This window comes from Paracidovorax cattleyae, from assembly GCF_900104515.1.
GTDB classification, from domain to species: Bacteria; Pseudomonadota; Gammaproteobacteria; order Burkholderiales; family Burkholderiaceae_C; genus Paracidovorax; species Paracidovorax cattleyae.
Genome location: NZ_FNJL01000017.1, coordinates 94,308 through 113,806, shown reverse-complemented (window position 1 = coordinate 113,806; position 19,499 = coordinate 94,308). Strand labels below are relative to the sequence as shown.

20 protein-coding genes are annotated in these 19,499 nt (G+C 57.5%); 12 read left to right on the top strand and 8 right to left on the bottom strand.

The annotated features are described in order from the left end of the window. Nucleotides 1–480, bottom strand: a 480-nt coding sequence (locus BLR05_RS15320; RefSeq protein ID WP_143015928.1) for a type VI secretion system Vgr family protein, incomplete at its 3' end; no start/stop codon positions are given. 223 nt (nt 481–703) lie between these two features. On the opposite strand from BLR05_RS15320, the gene BLR05_RS25950 reads away from it, so the two are divergent. After that, nucleotides 704–1,759, top strand: coding sequence for a hypothetical protein (locus BLR05_RS25950; protein ID WP_143015927.1), 1,056 nt, complete (start codon nt 704–706; stop codon nt 1,757–1,759). Between the two features lie 737 nt (nt 1,760–2,496). On the opposite strand, the gene BLR05_RS27755 is transcribed toward BLR05_RS25950, so the two are convergent. From BLR05_RS27755 to BLR05_RS15300, 4 genes are all read right to left on the bottom strand, one after another. Next, entirely contained in the window at nt 2,497–2,850 is a 354-nt protein-coding gene (locus BLR05_RS27755; RefSeq protein ID WP_092835675.1) for an H-NS histone family protein, read from the bottom strand. 311 nt (nt 2,851–3,161) lie between these two features. Beyond that, a complete protein-coding gene (locus BLR05_RS25940; RefSeq protein WP_143015925.1) occupies nt 3,162–3,902 on the bottom strand; it encodes a metallophosphoesterase family protein in 741 nt (246 codons plus the stop codon). Then, nucleotides 3,889–4,023, bottom strand: coding sequence for a hypothetical protein (locus BLR05_RS27505; protein ID WP_279616016.1), 135 nt, complete (start codon nt 4,021–4,023; stop codon nt 3,889–3,891). The genes BLR05_RS25940 and BLR05_RS27505 overlap by 14 nt, the downstream gene beginning before the upstream one ends. A 246-nt stretch (nt 4,024–4,269) precedes the next feature. Further along, the gene (locus tag BLR05_RS15300; protein ID WP_092835671.1) at nt 4,270–4,821 is read right to left on the bottom strand and encodes a hypothetical protein; all 552 of its coding nucleotides are present in this window, start codon (nt 4,819–4,821) and stop codon (nt 4,270–4,272) included. A gap of 75 nt (nt 4,822–4,896) precedes the next feature. Here BLR05_RS15300 and BLR05_RS15295 point away from each other — a divergent pair, with 75 nt between their 5' ends. From BLR05_RS15295 to BLR05_RS25935, 6 genes are all read left to right on the top strand, one after another. Next, on the top strand, nt 4,897–5,220 hold the full coding sequence (locus tag BLR05_RS15295; protein WP_244160108.1) for a helix-turn-helix domain-containing protein: 324 nt from the start codon (nt 4,897–4,899) through the stop codon (nt 5,218–5,220). A 339-nt stretch (nt 5,221–5,559) separates the two neighbouring features. Next, nucleotides 5,560–6,225, top strand: coding sequence for a TnsA endonuclease N-terminal domain-containing protein (locus BLR05_RS15290; RefSeq protein ID WP_167361272.1), 666 nt, complete (start codon nt 5,560–5,562; stop codon nt 6,223–6,225). Beyond that, on the top strand, nt 6,222–8,114 hold the full coding sequence (locus BLR05_RS15285; RefSeq protein WP_092835665.1) for a TnsB C-terminal domain-containing protein: 1,893 nt from the start codon (nt 6,222–6,224) through the stop codon (nt 8,112–8,114). Before BLR05_RS15290 ends, BLR05_RS15285 begins: the two co-directional genes overlap by 4 nt. Further along, nucleotides 8,111–9,001 (top strand): TniB family NTP-binding protein, encoded by an 891-nt coding sequence (locus tag BLR05_RS15280; protein WP_092835663.1) that lies wholly within the window; start codon nt 8,111–8,113, stop codon nt 8,999–9,001. The genes BLR05_RS15285 and BLR05_RS15280 overlap by 4 nt, the downstream gene beginning before the upstream one ends. Further along, a complete protein-coding gene (locus tag BLR05_RS15275; RefSeq protein ID WP_143015923.1) occupies nt 8,988–10,562 on the top strand; it encodes a TniQ family protein in 1,575 nt (524 codons plus the stop codon). Before BLR05_RS15280 ends, BLR05_RS15275 begins: the two co-directional genes overlap by 14 nt. Next, entirely contained in the window at nt 10,549–12,210 is a 1,662-nt protein-coding gene (locus BLR05_RS25935) for a hypothetical protein (protein ID WP_143015922.1), read from the top strand. The genes BLR05_RS15275 and BLR05_RS25935 overlap by 14 nt, the downstream gene beginning before the upstream one ends. Nucleotides 12,211–12,384: 174 nt before the next feature. Here BLR05_RS25935 and BLR05_RS15270 read toward each other — a convergent pair whose 3' ends face one another. From BLR05_RS15270 to BLR05_RS15260, 3 genes are all read right to left on the bottom strand, one after another. Further along, entirely contained in the window at nt 12,385–13,197 is an 813-nt protein-coding gene (locus BLR05_RS15270; RefSeq protein WP_092835659.1) for an IS5 family transposase, read from the bottom strand. Nucleotides 13,198–13,268: 71 nt separating this feature from the next. Beyond that, nucleotides 13,269–14,138: an ImmA/IrrE family metallo-endopeptidase gene (locus BLR05_RS15265; protein WP_092835657.1), complete on the bottom strand. Its 870-nt coding sequence runs from the start codon at nt 14,136–14,138 to the stop codon at nt 13,269–13,271. A 2-nt stretch (nt 14,139–14,140) separates the two neighbouring features. After that, nucleotides 14,141–14,533 (bottom strand): helix-turn-helix domain-containing protein, encoded by a 393-nt coding sequence (locus BLR05_RS15260; protein ID WP_092835655.1) that lies wholly within the window; start codon nt 14,531–14,533, stop codon nt 14,141–14,143. Between the two features lie 275 nt (nt 14,534–14,808). On the opposite strand from BLR05_RS15260, the gene BLR05_RS15255 reads away from it, so the two are divergent. From BLR05_RS15255 to BLR05_RS15235, 5 genes are read left to right on the top strand one after another with little or no spacing between them, the layout of a single operon-like run. After that, entirely contained in the window at nt 14,809–15,033 is a 225-nt protein-coding gene (locus BLR05_RS15255; protein ID WP_011812342.1) for a DUF2188 domain-containing protein, read from the top strand. A 5-nt stretch (nt 15,034–15,038) separates the two neighbouring features. After that, on the top strand, nt 15,039–16,040 hold the full coding sequence (locus tag BLR05_RS15250; protein WP_092835653.1) for a CBASS cGAMP-activated phospholipase: 1,002 nt from the start codon (nt 15,039–15,041) through the stop codon (nt 16,038–16,040). Next, complete coding sequence (locus BLR05_RS15245) at nt 16,034–17,176, top strand: CBASS cGAMP synthase (RefSeq protein ID WP_092835651.1); 1,143 nt, start codon at nt 16,034–16,036, stop codon at nt 17,174–17,176. Before BLR05_RS15250 ends, BLR05_RS15245 begins: the two co-directional genes overlap by 7 nt. Continuing rightward, entirely contained in the window at nt 17,173–18,801 is a 1,629-nt protein-coding gene (locus BLR05_RS15240) for a ThiF family adenylyltransferase (protein WP_092835649.1), read from the top strand. The genes BLR05_RS15245 and BLR05_RS15240 overlap by 4 nt, the downstream gene beginning before the upstream one ends. After that, nucleotides 18,789–19,265, top strand: a complete 477-nt coding sequence (locus BLR05_RS15235) for a Mov34/MPN/PAD-1 family protein (RefSeq protein ID WP_092835647.1) — start codon at nt 18,789–18,791, stop codon at nt 19,263–19,265. Before BLR05_RS15240 ends, BLR05_RS15235 begins: the two co-directional genes overlap by 13 nt. Nucleotides 19,266–19,499 lie beyond the last annotated feature (234 nt).

Sequence of the window (19,499 nt, the reverse complement as noted above, 5' to 3'; positions counted from 1 at the left end):
CGCCCCTTCATGCTCCAGCAGCCGCGAGACGAAGTCGAAGTCGCTCTCGCCGTACTGCACGCAGTAGTCCCAGGCCCGGTAGGCGCGCGTGAGCTTCAGTTGCAGCGGGTAGCCGTAGCGGCCCAGCACCTCCTGCACGATCTGCGGGACGGTCTTGAACTGGAAGATGCGGAAGTCCTGCCGCCGCGTGGCCACCCACAGCCAGGGCTGCAGGCGCAGGTGGTAGGAGTAGAGGCGATGGTCCTGCCCCTGCATGCCGAAGCGCGTGACCAGGCCGTCCAGGTACCGCTTGCCGCCGCCCTCCGTCTCGATCTCCACCGTCGCCGCCTTGCCCAGCAGCGCCTTGGGATCGATGTCGCGACTCTCGGAGAGCAGATCGATGTCGAAGGAGAAAAGCTGGCTCAGCTCCTCGCTGCCCCGCAACTGCCGCAAATGCAGTTGCTCTCCCAGGGGCGTCCGGATGGTGACGCGGCGTGTCATTTTTTAGATGGCGGCTGCCCCCTCGGCGGCCGCTTGGTTGAGTCGAAACGGGCGCGATGATAGAGTTGTAAGGAAGAGTTGAAAAGCTTTCTGAATAAAAATTTGTATCAAAGATTTTCAAAGATCTTTCAAAAACAGGAGCTTCGTTGATGCATTGGAATGAGGAGAGGGCTATGGTTGATGAGAGGGATTCGGAAATTATTCTGGAAAGAATGGAGGAGTTGTGAGTAAAGCAAAAAGCATTCAAAAAGCGGTTCTCTATAAACGCGTGAAGTTTCACGTGCCCATTCCCGGGCAAAATTTGAAGACCTTAGTTGAGGCGGCTCTGCAAAGAAGGTCCACCTGGGGTGGTCGGCGCATGAACGTGGCGGATGCTGATAATCCCGTTTTTCATGCGATTGGATCGGCTGTATGCGAGACTGATGGTTTTGTCTTTGGCGCGTTGATGACTTATACGCCGGGTACTGATTCACTCTGCGTTATTGATGATGACCAAGCCTTTGATGTTCAAATTGAAAAACTGGCTGTCCCCTCGACCGAAGATGGTAAAAGAAGGGAGTTTTTGGAGTCGATGATGTATTTCGGGATCGTCGATAATCACATGGTTCTTATGCAGTCGCAAGCTTTGAAGTCGCCTCAATTGGAGTCATACCTTCGATGGCTTCTTCATGGTGCCGAAGTACTTGCGGGTACTAATACATTCCAGTTGATTGATACGCCTTCGACTACTGTCAGGCAAAGGATGGAAGCCGGTAAAGGGGTGCGGGCGATCAAGTTAGACGGCGAAGTCCTGCCTCCCAGTGCGGTAGCGAGAGCAGCACCAGGAGACCAGCCACCAGTGGGCCCGGCAGTAGCTGTTGCCCCCACACAGCGCGTAGACCAAATTTCGTTGGTCACGTCAACTGTTGATGATGATGACTTCGGCGTTTTGGCAGCGCTTAAAAAGCTCTTCAGCCCCAGTCAGGCCGCACGTATCGATTTCGCCAAGCTGGCTGGATCTAACATCCAGATGAGCGTGACGTTGCGCTACAAGCGGAACACCACGGAGGATGGACAAGCACTCATGGACACCTTGGGAGTTGCCCTTAGGAACACGGACGATCTTGACACACGAATCCACCTCAAAGATGGGGGTACGATCCGTGGGGGTGACCTGAAACTTGACGGTAAAATCTCGCTCACGGCCTATGATGGGCAGTTCAGTCCATCCGAGGTCTATGAAGGAATGCGGCAATGGCTGCTCAGCAAGGTCACAACAGACGAGCTACCAGCCGGCTGATTGCTTGGCTAGCAGTCCCCCGCGTCGTCACACTTCCCACGTTGCTCTGCATCGGTGTTGGTGGAGGGCAATTGGCATGGAGTCTCATCGATAGTGTAAAAATCCTGGCTTGGCTGTCTGGAATGATGACGCCTTTTTGCATGATTTGCGCCACAGCTGTCTGGGCTATGCGTGACCGCCTGGATGAGGCGGTCGAGACGGAGCAAATGTCTGCTCAGGCTTATCAAGCCTTTGAAGCCCTAGTGACCAAACATCGGAGCAAATCAACCATGTGGGCTGCTTGGTGTGCTGTGATGGCCCTACTCGGCTCAATGCCCGCAGTGTCGAATCAGCTTATTGGCCCCGTATGGCACTGGATGGTCCTCTGCAGCGCAGGCGCAGCCGCAGGCGCTCTTTATGCGTACATGCTATCAAATCATTGGGACTTTCAAATTCGTGCGTTCCGAAGTCACCAAAAGTTGGAGGCTAAGCGTCGCCAAGCGAAGGATGAGCTCTTGTCGAAGCTTCAGAAAGAATCGAAAGTAAATCTAGGTAGAGGCTGGAGTCAAGGCCCTCCGCTTTCAAAGCCAACAGTTCAACATTGACGGAAGGCTTTTGCTTCCTTCGCGTTGTGATGGTCTAGTCCAGAATGCTAAGCGCGTCGGCGGGCTCTGCAAAAATCGATGCGCTTGTCCGAGCTTTAATACGCCGTTTTCTTGCAAATTGGACCATCATCCTCCACCCCTCAATTTACCCGGTCATCGGTTCTCTCGACGTGCTGCCGCGGCGGCCATCTCAGCAAGGAACGGACCTTGTTGAGGTGTTTCGGTAACGGGTTTCTCCACCAAAAACTGCTCACGATCCTTTCCGGCAATCCAAGCCGGTGGCTTACCTCTGCCGGTCCAGGTAGCACCTGTATTCGGATTCAGGTATTTGGCAGTGACCTTCTTTACGGCAGGCCGCCAGGGGAACACCTGCTGAGCGGTGAAACCGAACTCTGCGATCAAGCCGTGGATTTGGGCCAATGCGTCGGCGGCAGCACGTTTCTTCTGCCTCGCAATTTCGGCGTCCAGCGCCTCCTGCTCGGCAAGTAAGCTTTTCAAACTCTTCATAGATTTCAGAGGCCTATTTAAAGACGCGATCTTACCGGCGTCCTCAGCCTTGTCAGGCACGAGTTGCCCGTCCTCCAACAGCCGGCCATGGACCACCGTTTCGTCCGGCAGCGTTATCCATGCTCGGCTAGGGTCCTCATGGTCGAAGTTGACCCGGAAAGTCCCCCGTAATCGATCGGCGAAAGCTTTACGTCCTTCTGAACTAGTAAGCCAGCTCAAACTATCGAGCAGGTTGTCGCGTCTTGCAGTGTTCTCGCTCATACAGTTCACCTCCTGTGCGCCGCGCCTGGTCTGTCTTGCGGAAGTGCCTCTTACAGGCACACCAGTCCCTGAGTCACGTCCCAGCCAACGTTGATGTATTGAACAGACGGGCCGTGAGGAAGAAGATCCCGGTGGAGATGCCCGTGGTAGTTCAAGAGCGGAAGCTCTGGCTCATGCCCATCGCCAGTGACGCCCTCAGGCGCATCCATCGGCTTGAGGGGATAGTGGCTGACCACGACTGGCTGGCCACAATGGCCGGACCAGTAGAGGAAGGGCACTACAGCTTCAAACAGATGCGAACCATCGTCGTGTCGTGCATCCTTGTAGTGGCACAGGCCGGCACGAGTGATGTCATGGTTGCCGACGACCAGCACCTTTCTACCCGGCACTCGGCGAAGTACCGGAAAGCACAAGGTGTGATCGCCCATGGCCACGTCTCCCACGATTACCAACCAGTCATCCGAGCCGACCTTGCCGAGCTGCCAGGACAGGGCTTCATCCATGTCCTGCACGTTCAAAAAAGGCCGAGCGCAGTAGGACAGCACGTTCTTGTGACCGAGGTGCAGATCTGCAGTCAGCCAGATCTTTCTTCCGGCCCTCCATGCCGTTGATACAGCTTGGCTTATCTGGGAAATCAGTGCCTGATCCACGAGACGCAGCATCGCGGCATGGATGTCGGGTCGAGGTCGCTCTTGGCAATTCAGCGTCCCGCTGAAGAGCGCAAAGGCGCGCTCGTAACCTGGATCCTTCATTACTTCATCAAAGGAGACCAGTGCGTCATCGCTTTGCATGCACGGCCTCCATCGCCTCGCCAAGTACGGACGCGATCACGCAAGGCGGATGTGCCGCGAGATAGGTGCTGAGCTTGCCAGGCGAGGCAAAGTCGAATGAGATGTTGGCGGTGAGAAGCATTGAGCCAAGTCCTTGGTCGAAGGCGCCGCCATGTCCTGTCTACGGACACCGCCAGCACCGTGGGAAGGTGCTGACGAGGGTGAGGCCAACCAATTTCTCACGCGCGCATCAGCACATCACGAATCGCGATGGAGCGGCGTATGAGAAAGGAAGACGAGAAGGACATCACATGTGCTCAGTTGCAGGCAGAGAGTAGCGAGCGCGAGGCGCGACGTCTAGAGGGGGGTCAAGCTGCAACGCCTCGCTCTAGATGAGGCGGACGCCAGGAATGCGGGCCAACATCGCGGAGCACTGTTCAAGCATTTCCATCTGGTACTCCATGCCGGTCGCGATCTTCTTGCCGGTTCGCCAAAGCACTATGCCACCACCGATCATCAAGATGCCGATGAACACCAGCACAAGCGGAATCCCAAGCAGCACGAGCGCGGCGCCTGCCCACTGGAGCAGTTTGCCTGTTCTGCGGGCCCGATCTGTGTCTGCCATCGTGCTATCCGAGCCTCGGCTTTTCAGATCAATACCGAACGTTGGCCCTCCTTCGCGGCCGACGGCGATCAATGCGGTCGAGGCGTCAGCTGTTCGCACATTCTGACCTTCCAGCAAGTAGAACAGGGCGTCACCGACATTCTGTGTTTCTCTCAACTTTGAGAGCATGTCATCGAAGACCGTGACGTTCCGGACCCTCCCTTCGCTGCGGAATTCCAAGTAACTGAATTGGGTAGCGTTGGCTTCCTGCCTGCTGGGACCAAATTCGACCAACTCGTCGCGAACCACTCTCTGCTGCCACTGTTTTAGCTGCATTGTTTTCCCTGTTGTATGTTGAATGTACGAATTAGTGTGTGTATGAAAGAGTATACCTAGCGGAGAGTCTTGGACGTGCCGCCGCAGAGCCCGTCCACCGTTGCCAAGAAGAAAAAGGTCGAACTCGATCCACGTAAGAGCTTGGGCCTGCGGATCAAGGAATTACGTGTCGAACATGGGCTCACGCAGGAAGAGTTGTCCGACCGAAGCGGCCTCTTCCGGACATACATGAGCAGGATCGAATCTGGCCAGGCCAACCCCACGCTGACGATGCTTCATCAGATCGCTGGCGCCTTTCCGATCGACGTGAGAGATCTGCTGGCTCCCCCCCAGAGCCAAGTAGCGGCCTCCAGAGTGCGAGCTGCTACCTCAGTCTCGCGTGGCCGCGTGAACCGGTGATCAGCACCTTGATCACCCAAGATCAAGGTGCACTAATTCATACATGACTGTGTGGTCTTGCTGATCTCTGCCACGGTGGTTTTGGTATTTCACTAGAGATAAATTCGTGTTGTGATCCAGTCACCAGAACCTCGCGTTTTTCGCTAAGACCCTGATGTCCTAAGCAACGGCGCTGCCGATTCGTTACTTTGTATCGGCCCTTCATCGCGATAGTTCTTTGTGTGATTGTTCAAGGGCGGAGGCCTGGTTTTGTCGGTGAGAATGTGCTCGGCAAAAGTCTTTGCTTTTACGTGCCTTATCGAGAAAACTAAGGTCAATCCTTCTGCCTGGCTCATTCCCGTGCTCCGCCCGCAATCCGTCCGCCGCATTCCGATCTCAACACGAAGCATCACCGGCCGGCTCGGCGATCAGGAGTTCGAATCTGCGCTGGAGAGAGATCTGTTCATGCAGCTTGCATGGGACCACGACGAGATCGATTGGTACGCGGCTCAGCCCGTGACCATCGAGTATGAGGTCTCACCAGGGCAAGCCAGGCGCTACACGCCTGACGTTTTGGTGGTGTTCAAAAAGCAAGCCGGCAACCATCCGACGCCGCTGCTATGCGAGGTCAAGTACCGACGCGAACTTGCCAAGAACTGGCAGGAGCTGAGGCATAAATTCCGAGCGGCCCAGGGGTACTGCGAAGAGCGAGGGTGGCGTTTTGCGGTCCTTGATGAAAGCGATATTCGCACCACAAGGTTGGAGAACATCCAGTTCCTGTGGCGATATCGCAATGCTGACTATCCGGCAGATTTGGCCGCGCAGTTGCTTCGAGCGCTCGAAGATCGAGGCGAGAGCACCCATGGGCAGCTCATCGACATGGTGGCGGCAACGTGGTCGATGGAACGACGTGCCCAAACGATCTGGACGTTTTGGTCGTTAGTCGCCCGCCAGCGCATCGTCTTTGATGACTCGTCACCGGTCACGCATTCCACCATCTTCTCTACGGAAGGCCGCGTCTCGTGAGCAGGGTCGCGCCACACATCCGAGCAGGTAGCGCCGTCGTCAAGAGCGGCATTGCCTACACCGTTTTGGACTTTGTGGATCTCACCAGCGTCGTCGTCACAGACAACGAAGGAAAGCACCTTGTCTGCAACGTCTCGGATCTTCAAAGCACCGTTCAGGCTAACGATCCAGTTCGCGTAGAAGACCTCGACTGCATCGAAGACGAAGCCTGGAACAGAGCGTTCGAAATCTATAGAAATCTCCATGTGCTTCTGCAGTTGAAGCCCGCTGACCGCACCGTGGCAGAGATCAAAAAGGTAGCAAGCGTGCTCGGCCTAAGTTCTTCTTCGGTGTACCGCCTGCTCGCTGCCTACAAGGCGAGTGGTCGCATTTCATCGTTGCTGAGAAAGCGCCGCAGCGACGTCGGCGTGCCTCGCTTGTCTGCGCAGGTGATGTCCATCGTGAATGAAGGCATCGAAAAGCACTATCTGAGCCAGAACAGAAAGTCTGTGGCCAGTGTTTGGAAGGAGATCGATCGAGCTTGCAAGGCTGCCAATCTAGGTACGCCGACGCAGACTACGGTGCGGAGCATCATCCACCGGCTCGATGGCGCCACGGTCGAGGCTCGCCGGTACTCCCGGAAGCGCTCGGAAGAAACCCATGCGCCGCTTCTGGGCTCCTTTCCTAACGCTCAGTTTCCCTACGCCGTCATTCAAATCGACCACACGCCGATGGACGTGATCATCGTCGATGACGTTCATCGAAAGCCAATCGGCCGTGCTTTCCTGACCATCGCCCTGGACGTGAGAAGCAAGATGGTGACCGGGTTCGTTTTGTCCATCGATCACCCCGGCGCGCTGGCGACGGGACTGTGCATCAGCATGTCGATCTTGCCGAAGGACGAATGGCTCCGGGAACGTGGGCTGGAGAAGCACCTCACCTGGCCGTGCTATGGCTTCATGCGCACGATCCATACGGACAACGCGAAGGAATTCCGAGGCGAGATGCTGCGAAAGGCTTGTGCCGAATACTCGATCATTCCCGAGAGGCGAGTTAAAGGGCAGCCGCGGTATGGGGGGCATGTGGAGCGGGCGTTCAGGACGTTCATGCAGGAAGTCCATGAGGAACTGCCAGGCACTACCTTTTCCAACGTCCAGGAGCGAGCGGACTACGATTCCGAAGGCAAAGCGGTACTGACCCGGGCTGGGCTCGAAAAGTGGTTCGCCATCTACCTTCTGGGCCGATACCACCTGACTCCACATGCGGGCAATGATGGGATGGCCCCACTTGATGTCTGGACCAAAGCTCACTTGGAGGGCCTCGACGGAGCACTGCCCTTAGGGCTTCCTCCCTATCTGTCGCCAGAGAAAGCAGAGCGTCTCCGTATCGACTTCTTGCCATTCTTCGAAGCGACGGTCCAGCAGTATGGCGTGAGGAGCTGGAGCATCGATTGGTACTCGCCCCGCATTCAACGGTTCATTGCCGAGAAGACGCCAGATGGAAAAGGCCGTACCTTCGTCTGCCGGTACGACCCACGTGATTTGCACCAGATCTGGTTCTACGACGATCGTGCGCGTGAGTACATCACGTTGCCGTATCGCGTCGCCTCCCGCGCCCCTGTGAGCCTGTGGGAGGTGTCGTGGGCGAAGAAGATGCTGAAGGATCAAGGCAGCCCGACGAACAACGAAGTGCTGATCTTCAACAGCATTGACCTCGCGAGAAAGATCATCGCGGATGAGTCGGCCCTCAAGAAGGCGGCAAACAGGAAGGCCCAGAAGCGCCGAGAGTGGGCGAAAGTGGGCGAGACGCGAAGGCCGAAGAAGGTCACACCTGTCACGGATACTGAAGACGACGAGAATCTGCCGGTGCCAAGCATCGACCTTTTAATCGGAGTACGGGAGGCTTCATGAGCACTGAGCGGGTACTGTCACTAAAGGCGAAGGAGCTTCTCGAAAGCAGTGTTGAGGCACGGATCGAACACATAAAAAAGAACGTGTTCGTGCCCTACCCGAGCGCAGATTCCCTGCTCCAAGAAATGGAGGAACTGCTGGTACTCCCGAAAACCACTCGGCCTCCCAATCTGCTGATCGTTGGGCGCTCTAATAATGGCAAGACGCACATCCTGAAGGAGTTCCGGCTGCGTCACCTCTCGGACGAGCGGCCGACGGGCGACACGACTTTCGCGCCCGTCGTGTTCATACAAGCGCCGCCTACGCCTGACAACCGGCTGTTTCTCGATAGGACACTACACGCTTTCAACATTCAGCCTCAGCGCTCAGCGACGGACAGCCGTAAGCTACAGCTTGTTCTTGACCAATTGAAAGCATGCGGAACCCGGATTCTTCTCATCGATGAGATTCATTCAATCCTCGCAGGGCCTATTCATCGCAGAGAAGCTGTGTTGAACACGTTCAAGTACCTGTCGAACGAGTCCAGTGTGTCTATCGTTGCAGCAGGGACGGCCGTGGCCCGGGACATCCTTCTTGCGGCCTCGGAGATGAAGAGCCGCTTCGAAGTGCGTCCTCTGACACGATGGGATATGGACGATGACTTCAGGCTGTTATTGACCCAGTTCGAAATGCTGCTTCCCTTGCGAGAGAAGTCAACGCTCGCCGGAAAGGCGATGGCTCGAGCGATTCTTGGCATGTCAGAGCAGACGATTGGCGGCATCGCACGAGTTGTTCGCGACGCGGCGATTAAGGCTCTGCAAATGGGAGAGGAGGCGATCACGCTCGAGATTGTGGAAGGCATGCAGCAACAGCGCGAACGCGTCGAGGAGGCCGGTGCTCGACTCTAAACCGCTCAGGCTATGGCCCAATCATTTCAAGCCGCTGCCCGATGAACTGCTCGGTAGCTGGATGCTTCGGCTGGCCCACGCCCATGGCTACAAGGCAGAGCAACTCAGCCTCATGTTTGTTGGTCGCGACAAACCGCTTTGGAACCGCGACGTCGACAGGTGGGCTGGCGAGGAACTCCGACGCTCGCTGCGCGAAGCCACGGCGGCCTCTGACCCGCAGATCTCTGCGGCAACACTGCATGCCTACGAAGGCTATGTGAGTGGAAAAGTCACGCTCAACGGGAATTCAAGGTGGCTCACGCATTTGGGCGTGTTTCACCGCGTACGCCGACGTGCTGGACTTGCATGTTGCTCCCTGTGCTTGTCAAGCGATCGTGAGCCCTATTACAGGCGTGCGTGGAGGCTGTCATTCATCACAGTTTGCTCTGTTCATCAGTGCGAGCTTATTGATGCTTGCCCTCGATGTTCTGCAGCTTTCATGCCTCACCGAATCGACGTGGGCCGCGACGGGTATGCACCGCGACGCGGCCTGCTGGCCCTGTGCTCGGCATGCGGTTACGACATGCGCAAACATGTGCCACAGAAGGCTAAGGCAGCCCTGGTCGCTTGGACATCGACGCTGCTCGACGCGGCGCAACTGGGCCACCTCGCGTGGGCCGGCATTCGTGACCTTCACTCGGTATTGTTCTTCGATGGCCTGCGACCTCTCACCGAATGCATCGTCAGCCAAGTCCTGCGTCTGTCTGGTGATGTGGACGAATTGCGTATCGCCGTGCGGCGGAGTGCGATGGATGAACTCTCGACAATGCTGTCGAACCCGCTGCGGTACACGCGAGAACGAGGACTGAACTTCACGCAGGTCGTAGGAACCAGGGGAGGCATGCAAAGGCCGCTGTGGTTGGAGACCATGTTCTGCGACCTTCGCATGCAGCGAACGAGGCATCACACCCACGAGGAACTTGCCGGGATCGCTAGGGCACTGGACGTGAAGGTCGGGAAGGTCTCGCTTGCCTTGGCCAAAGAGCACTTCGGAGCAAATATCCCCAAGGGCACAAGTTCAAGCTTTTACCGTAGCCAAGTGAGCAACGAAGCATACGAAAGTCTGCTGATATCGCTCGATCACGCGGTTGGCAGCACGGCCGATCCCAAGACTCGTCTCGCGCTGCTGCAGGACAAGCTCGCCATCTCCATGGTGCGAGTGTTGGGCATGAGCATGGTCGAACTCGCCGCCATGACCCTGGACCAGGCTGCAGACCGGCTCCCCCGACCAGATGTTCTGAAGCATCCCGGTCATCAACCTGTTCCTACGGCCGAGGATCAGATCAGTGATCATCTTTGGTGGCACGTTGAAAAGGTGCGGCCTCGCATACCCGGGGCCAGTCACTGCTCCCGGCTCTTCCTGTCTTGCCACACAGGTAGGCCAATGGGTGACACCTCATTTGGAAATCGGTTTGCCAGCGCTGTGCGCGCAGCCTACCTTACGGCTGCGATATCAAGCGTAGATGCCTTGCGCAGAAGACCTGCGATTGCATTACAGGAGATCTGCGATGAGCGAGCGTGAGGAGTACTTCCCACAGCCGATCAAGTTACTGAAGCTTGATCGTGGCCCAGGTGTACGAAGCCACATCGACTGGCTAGGTGACATCGTAGGAGACCAAGAGCGGCGCATACGCGTCGCCGTCTCTGACTGGAACTTGGCCAAGCGGTTTGGTGGAAAATCCGAGCAGCGGATGGTAGAGCTTCCAGTGGCTTACTTGTCAGAATTGCGTGTGGGCGATCTCTGGGTTGAAGGCGTTCGTGAGCAACCGGAACAGGTAACTACTGAGGCCTTCATCAACCTTCGCGTTGACAACACGACGACCGAGCTGTTTGCCGTTGGCAGAAACCTGGCGACCAACCCGCATGAGCTGGCAAAGTTCGCCATTCCCTTCTCCCAATTTGACGGCTACAAGCAGCACACTAAATCATTTGTTGTGCGGGTCAAGGTACGGGAGCGGACGTATCTGTTGGTGCCATCGACTGAAATCGTTCGCTTCTACTTCGGTACGTCGGGAGCATTGTTAAAGCAAATTTTCTCGGGAGCGCTGGCTCGGCGAGAGCTTGTGGCGGGCTGCAATATTCGATCTGACACCGGTGTTGCGAATGTCGAAATGCCGAAAGGCTTTCCGCGAGAAGCCGCGCCAATTATTGCTCGGATCGCATTTGATCCGGCGGCAACTCATGCTCTCAATCAGCTTATTGTTTCAGGCACACTGGCGTGTCAAAACAATATTGCATGGTATCCAAAAATGGGATTTCCCATCGCTGGGACTACGAACCTCCATGCTCGGGGGTGGTGGAGTGAGCAAGGGGAGGAGAGAACCTTTTTTGTGCAAGAGTTGGAGTCATGCTCCTACCCCTTCCCCTATCACACGCTTTTCATACATTACCGTAATGAGCGAGAAGACCTCAATGGAGCGTCTGCAACCTCGGCACGCAAGATTAATGTTGCCGCAAGGGCGAAGTCGAAAAATCCCCTGACATTGGCAACGCGGCCAATAGAACGGGGTAAGCAACTACGTGTGGAGACTGGACATTACCAGCGAATGCCCGCTTTTCCTGATCTCCTCAATAAAAGATTGCTCCGAGGCGCCGAACGCCCGTCCTCTATTACGGCCGCGGCGGCTTCAGAATTGCCCGAGGCCGCCTCCCTGGGAGGTGTACAAGGTGCACCTGCCCCGGGAGTAGAGGTAGTAGTCGATTGGGAAAGAGTGCTCGCCGAACTACCTCCTATCCTAGGGTGCCTCATTTGCAAATTGTATATGGACGGGTGGGTTTCAGTCCGCTTCGATGGCGGACATATTGCGAGCTACTCGGAAACTGACGCACTGCCCACAAAGGCAATTTCTTCCTATGGCCTGTGCTTAGCATTCCTGCGTCGGCCTGGTGGAGGCGATGGCCCGGTTTTTGGTCTGGCATGTCTGGATCCACCGATTGGAGGGCGTATTCCAGAACTCGCCGTGCTACGTCTTTACGATGGGACTTCAGCTAATCTGAGGGATGAGTCGAAAGAGCACCTGCGCAAAACAATGTGGACTAAGACGGCGGGCGGCGCTGCGCGTGCCAAAATTGCTATTGAAGAAGTATTTTCATCGGAACAGGTGACTGAGGCGGTGCAGCGAGAAAGATTGGGAGATCTTCTGCAAGCCATGACTTCAGATGATCAATGAAAATGTGTCAAATGCATGTACTACAACTGTGCTTAAAAAATTGTGCATGCCGAAGGGAAGCTGCCTGTGGCCTAATGTTTGGTACAAGCGCCACGCTTTTGCGCGATATGCTCTAGAAGGCCTATGCGGTAATCTGCGGCGAGCCGAGTAAACAGTAGCAAGTATTAGAGCGTGTTATGAACTTCCCGCCGCAGCCAGCACCCGTGCGGCTGCGGGCAACATGAGCACGGCAAAGACCATGAAATGCAGCCCGCAGAGCACTTCGGGTAATCGCTCATAGTCCCGAGTGAGTCTGCGAAATCTCGCCAGCCAGCCGAAGCTGCGCTCCACCACCCAGCGCCGGGGCAGCAGCACGAAGCCCTTTTTCGCTTCAGGCAGCTTCACGATCTGCAGATCGATGCCGTTGTCCCTTGCAGCCTCTGCTGCCACCTCGCCCGTGTAGCCCTGGTCCGCCCAGCCCAGCTTCACCGAGTGGCCTGTGGCCTGCTGTACGTCTTCGCACAGACGCTGCACCTGCGCTCTTTCCTGTTCGTTGGCTGGCGTGATATGCACCGCCAGCAGGTGCCCCAGGGTATCCACGGCCATGTGAACCTTGCTGCCCCGCTTGCGCTTGTAGCCGTCGTAACCCGCACGCGGTCCGCTCTCGCAGCTCGACTGCAATGTCCGCCCATCCATCACCATGGCGCTGGGCTGTCCCTGGCGCCCTTGCGCCACGCGGATGATCGAGCGCAGATCTGACACCATCGCCTCGAAGCAGCCCGCTTCCAGCCCGCGTCGGGTTTGCTGGTAAACCGCCTCCCAAGGAGGTAGATCGTTGGGCAGCATCCGCCAAGGCGCGCCTGCGCGCACCAGCCAGCGCAGCGCGTCGAAGACTTCGCGCAGATCGTGCTCGCGCTGGGGGGCGCGCTGGTTCATCAGACTCAAGTAGGGCGCAGCGAAGCTCCATTCTTCATCGCTGACATCCGTCGGGTAGGGCTTGCGGGGCATCCGCAGACTCTACCTTTGACTTCCTCGCCGAGGAACAAAGTTCATAACACGCTCTAGGGACGCCAGTTCTACTAACGACGCTTGCTTCGCCTTGGCCAAGCTAATTGCCCCGTAAGTTCCGCCAAGCCGCCATCGTCCTCGACGCGAACACCGAAGCGGTTCACCTCGACCTCAGGCAAGTCTTCAATGTCGAACCACAACAGCGACGTCGTGGTATCCGTACGTGCGTAGTGCCTGGAGAGCTCCCATAGGTCGAGCCCCTTTTCCCAATTTTCGAACCAGATATCTTGTGCAACTTCATCCGTGTCGGCAGCACTGTTGCCCGAAGAACGGAGGCGGTGAGCCACAGAGCCGACAGGGATAGCAGATCTGGGAGATATCCAAGCCCCAGCGTTTCGCAAACTGGTGGACCGTGCTGCATAGCGCACGACACCGCGTTCCATGGTGACAAAGGCGCACGGGATGTCGCTGAGGGACGCAAACCGTGACGCTGCGGCGGGGAATGACGTGTTGAACAAGTCTGCCATGCGCTGGATCAGTTCCAACGAGGGCTCTTCTTTGGGCACAAGCGATAGCCATTGCTGATACGGCATTAGCAGTTCAGCAGCGAAGGTGTCACAGGCGATTTCGTTCGGGTGTCGCTTAGCATAGGACCAGGACGGAACCTCATCGTGGCTCGACTCCAGGGCCAAGACGATATGTGCGATTTCGTGGCAAATGGTGAAGCGCTGGCGTTCTTCTGTCTCCAACGAATTCACTGTGATGACATGTTTGCCGTTCGGCTTGGTGATCGTGTAGCCTGACTCGCCCTCGCAAAGCTCATCCTTCTTGACCTTGGCGTTGGCCGCGATCACATAGGGTGTGAGGTCCTCTCGGATGCCGGACACATCGACCTTTGCCACAAAGGCGCGTGCTTTCTGCCTGACATCCGCTTCATCCATGCTCAGTCGTCCTCGTCCTCGTCCTCGAACGCTCTCCGTATCCGGGCGATCAGCGTCGCGGGGTCGGGTCTGACATTGCCACGATGCCTTACCCCGGCTGCCGCCGAAAAGATGTCGATGCTGATGGAAGGATCGTTTAGCACGAACTCGACAAGGCGGGGATCGGCCTCCGCATGGTCGACGAGCCACATCAACAGCGCGCAATCTCTCTCGCCAGGTTTGAGGACCCTCAGCAGCTTCTCGACCAAGTCCGGTGACGGGTTTGTCTTCTCGCCAGACTCCAGCCGATGGACGTAGGCGTGGTCTACCGAAGAGAGCTGACCGATTTCTCGCAACGAGAGGGTTCTGCGCTCGCGCAGCGTCTTGAGGGCGACGCCCAGGCCTGTTTGTGACATCCGTTCCGTTCCTTGCGGCTGCTGACGAGCGTAGATATGCGCCCGCCCTCGCAGCAGTTGCGTTCTTTGGTTCCAAGCCGATTTGCAGCCTGGCACCGACTCTGATACATTGTTGTCCAGCTAGACAACAGATGCGAATTTCAAGACTGCAATCGGTTGATTTGGCTTGACTCATCCGTTGTCTGTGAGAGCAACATATTTTGCTATAGCGGGTGGTCATTGGCAACTCGGCTGGCTGGCCGAGCTTTCGATGGTTTAACTTTAGGAAATTAGCCATGACAGGCAAAAATCAGCATGTAGTTCCTCACCAGGACGGTTGGGCCGTCAAGGGTGCCGGCAATCAGCGAGCAACCTCCGTGCATGACACGCAGCAGCAGGCCATTGACGCGGGGCGGGATATCGCTCGCAATCAGCAGTCCGAACTGGTGATCCACCGTCCGGATGGCCGCATCCGTGACAAGGACAGCCACGGCAACGACTCTTTCCCGCCGAAAGGCTGAGTGTCATGACAGGCGTGCCCACCTACCATGTGCTCGCCCTGTCTGGGGGCGGCTATCGCGGCCTGTACACGGCGACGGTTCTGGCCGAGCTTGAAGCCGCGCTGGGCCGCCCCATCGCTTCGCATTTCGATCTGATCTGCGGCACATCCGCAGGCGGCATGCTTGCCTTGGGGCTGGCCGCGGAAATCCCAGCCATTGAACTCAAGGCACTGTTCGAAAAGCATGGGTCCCGTATCTTTGGTTGCCGCAGTCTTGCAAGGCGCCTGCTGGGCTTCTGGTTGACCGCGAAGCACGGCTCATCAGGGTTGCAGACCGTCTTGGCCGAGCGCTTCCAGCACATCACGATCGGTGACTTGAAGCACCGTGTACTCGTGCCGGCCGTCAACTATTCCACAGGGCGTGGCCAGTTCTTCAAAACGCCTCACCATCCCTCCTTTGAGATGGACCACCGCATGAAGATCGTCGACGTGGCGTTGGCGACAGCCGCCGCACCCGTGTACTTTCCGCTGGCGCGCAACGACCGGGGAGTCTTTGCTGATGGTGGATTGGTCGGCAACGCGCCTGGACTTTTTGGATTGCACGAAGTCAATACGTTCCTCGCGCCAAAACAGAACGCGCTGGTTCGGGTGCTGTCGATCGGCACGATGACGATCGGCGCGACGGTTCGCGGCGATGCCAGCCTCGACCGCGGCTTCGGCAAGTGGCGCGGGGGGCTGTTTGATCTCGTGATCTCTGCCCAGGAGTCGTCGGTGGACTACATGCTGCGCCAGTCATTGGGGAGCAACTATTTTCAGATCGACGACAAGGCTACGCCTGATCAAAGCAAGGACGTGAAAGCGCTAGACCGGGTTTCCATCGGCGCCACCAATACGCTGAAGGACCGCGGCAACCACGCAGCGCAGCGCGCGCTCGGCGACCCTCATTTCCAACCGTTTCGAGCGCACCAGGCCGGCGCCCCCATCTTCTATCACGGTCCCAATAAGAACGTTCCGGAGGCCGCATGCTGAACCTGAGCCCGCTTTTCTTCACTGCCGTTGATGACGAATCCTGCATGCACGAAGAGCTGGATCTGTCACCAGAACAACGCGCCTGGATCGCCAGCGCCCGCAACGATATCAGGACCTGCCTGCGCACCGGAATTCCGCGCGTCCTACGCGACCGGGGGTACACGGATGACGTACCGCAGCCGCGCTTCTTTACGCAAGGGTCCTGGGCTTACAAGACGTTGAACGCTCCGGCACAACGGCCCCAGCAGGCGGATGTCGATGATGGTTGCTATCTGCCATTGAGTTTCGTCTCGCAAACGAAGCGTCCCAGCAGGGCAACAACGGTGTTCTTTGCCGCTGCAGAAGAAGCCTTGAAGCCGCTGGTCGAGGAAAAGCGTTGGAAGCTCGTCACCGACAAGCCAACATGCATCCGGATAGTGATTGCTGCCTTTGCCCACGTCGACATCCCGCTGTACGCCATCCCTGACATGGAGTTCGACACGCTCGCGAAGGCTTCGATGGAGCGGTACGGATACGCTTCTCTCACCGAGGCGGTCAACAAGGCAGAGCGGGACGCCTGGACGGCCTTGCCCGCTGACAAGGTGCTCCTGGCTCACCGCGAGTGCAACTGGATGACCTCCGATCCCAGGCCCGTGAAGGACTGGTTTCTAGGCGAAGTGGAGGCCAAGGGCGAACAGTTTCGCCGCGTGGTTCGCTACTTGAAGGCGTTCCGCGACTGGAGGTGGTCTAGCGGCGGGCCCGCTTCGATTCTGTTGATGGCCGCGGCGGCTCCGATTTTTGAGAAGCGGGATCGGCGCGACGACCTGGCATTGCTGGATGTTGTCGCGGCATTGCCGGCTCGGCTGCGTGCGGGGGTGAACAACCCAGTAGATGAGTCGGAGTCCCTGACGGTACGCCTCGGCAGAGACGGCGTCGAAGAAGCGGCGAAGGCTTTCGAAGAATTGGAGAAGGTATTGCGTGGCGCAACCGACGCCGGCAGCCCTTCGCAGGCCTGCGTCTGGATGCAAGGCGAGTTCGGTCCACGCTTTCCGAATGCGCCGGATCGGGTCAAGGTGGTATCCATCGCCGCCACTATCGCCTCAGCGCCAGCCACGGCTGGCCCGAGCGAACTGGTCGGGCGAACGAAGGCCGGATGAGCAGCGTCGTTGCAGTTGCAGACGTTGTCGATGCCTTCAAGCAGCAAGGCTTCGAATTTGTCGGCAAGACGGAAGACGGTTGGTTCAAGCTGCGGGGGCTTCTGATTCCCCCCGGCTCGGACCAGGGGCTTCCGTGTGAGGTTCAGCTCGACCCCACGTTCTTCGACCTGCCTCGCATTCGGCTGCTTGACCTTCCCCCTGAACTGCCCAAGGCGGTTCCTCATCTTGGCGCGGAGGGTGGTCTTTGCTATCTCGCCAAGGGAACAGTCGTTCTGGACATCTACGACCCTGTCGGTCAGTCCTTGGCGTGCCTTAAACGTGCGGCCGCGGTCCTCGGGCAGATACTCAAGGGCGAGATGGTCGAAGATCTCGCGGAAGAGTTCTTTGCCTACTGGAATGGCTTGCCTTGTTTCGTGGACATGCAAGGCGACGATCTGGGGCGGCAGAACTGCATCGTCGCGCGAACAAATAAAGATCTGTTGTGGTTCATCACCGACAACGAAGATCGGACCAAGCGGAAGTTGGATTCGCTCGGCCTTCAGGTCACTGATAAAACGGTGCTGACGTACCGGGTCAAGACCACTGGACAACCCCGACCGCTGACGAGCCACTGGCCACCCGAAACCGTGGGGGATGTCCTGACTTGGCAAAGCACCTTGGACCCTCGATGTAGGCGCAAGATTCACGAACGGATCAAGGAGGGGGAAAGCAAGAAGGCAAATGGGGTCCTGATCATCATCGAATCGCCGTTGATGACCTATGGCTTTGCTGTGCTCCTCGACCACCAAGTGAGTCAAAAAAACAAGTTCGCTAATCGCAGAGATTCCAGCTATGGACTGAAGGTGATGCCCGTCTCGGTGATCCGGATCGATGATCGGTATTTGGCCCAGCGCAACATCCCCAACTCGAAGACGTTGGCAGGGAAGCGAATCGCACTTGTGGGTTGCGGCACGATTGGCGGGTACCTATCGGACATGCTAGTCAAGGCCGGGGCAGGAACACGCGGCGGGAAGCTCACGCTGGTGGATTTTGATTGCCTCCTTCCGCAGAACATCGGGCGGCATCGCCTTGGATTTCCGGACCTGTTATCGAACAAGGCGCAGGCCATGGCGAAGGAGCTCAAGCGCTTGTCGCCAGGCGTCGAGGTTTATGCGCTCCCCGTGGATGTTAGGCAGGCCCAACTGGGACAGATGGATCTGCTCATCGATGCCACCGGCGAAGAGTCACTCGGGCACTGGCTGTCTGGCCAATACCGGGCCCCCGCGCCCATGCTTTCTGTCTGGATCGAAGGGCCGGGAACGGGTGTACGTGCGCTCCTGAGAGCGACCGCATCTGGTGCTTGCTACCGATGTCTGTGGCATAGCCACCGCAGGGGCGAGCTTCGCTCGACCCTCGATCCTCTTCCTACCATCTTGGCGGGCCATGGCTGCGAGGGCTTGTACGTGCCTTTTCCGGCTTCGGTGTCGGTACAGGCCGCCAGCTTGGGGGCAGAAATGGCGCTTGATTGGATGAACGGTGTTCATTCTCCGGCGTTGCGGACCCGGCTGATCGACCATACCCATCAGCTCGCCACGCCGGATTGCGATCCCCTACAAGATCAAGACTGCCCCATATGCAATTCCTGAGTTCTTGGGCGACCAGCGATAAAAGCAGGCTACTGCATTTCTCGACAGGTACGCTGGAGACATTCAGTCAGCAGGTCCAGGGCAGTGATGCCGACTGCGAGGCCGGTGGGCTTTTGCTTGGTTCTGTACACGGAGCTCATTTGCTCATTGAGCAAGCAACGGTTCCTACAGCATGGGATAAGCGATTTCGCCACCTGTTCGAGAGGATGCCGTTCGGTCACGAGACTATTGCCCTGGCGCATTGGACGGCGAGCCAGGGAACTGTCCGCTATCTGGGTGAATGGCACACCCACCCTGAAGACCAGCCCCATCCCTCTGATCTCGATAGATCAGAATGGAATCGATTGTCAGCGCAGCGCCGGGACAAGCGTCCAATGCTCGCTGTCATCGTCGGGCGAAGGTCTTTGTATGTTGAACTGGTGCCAAGTTCAGGTTGTGGTCCGGTGCTGATCCCAGTGGAGTAGCGACCAATCGTGAGGTTGTAGTCTTGGTGTGGCGGTGCGCAAGCGCAACAAGGCCAGGAAGTAGCAGGGCGAGTGGACACCGCTCGTGGCCGCCATGTGGGCCAACCAGATCTGAAGCTTGGATTCCGTCAGGGATGCACTGACCAATGTCTGACCATCACCTATGACTTCACCGGCGAGTGCATCAACATCGCGGCGGATCTCTCGATGTCGGTGCCTACGTCGCCCGGGCGA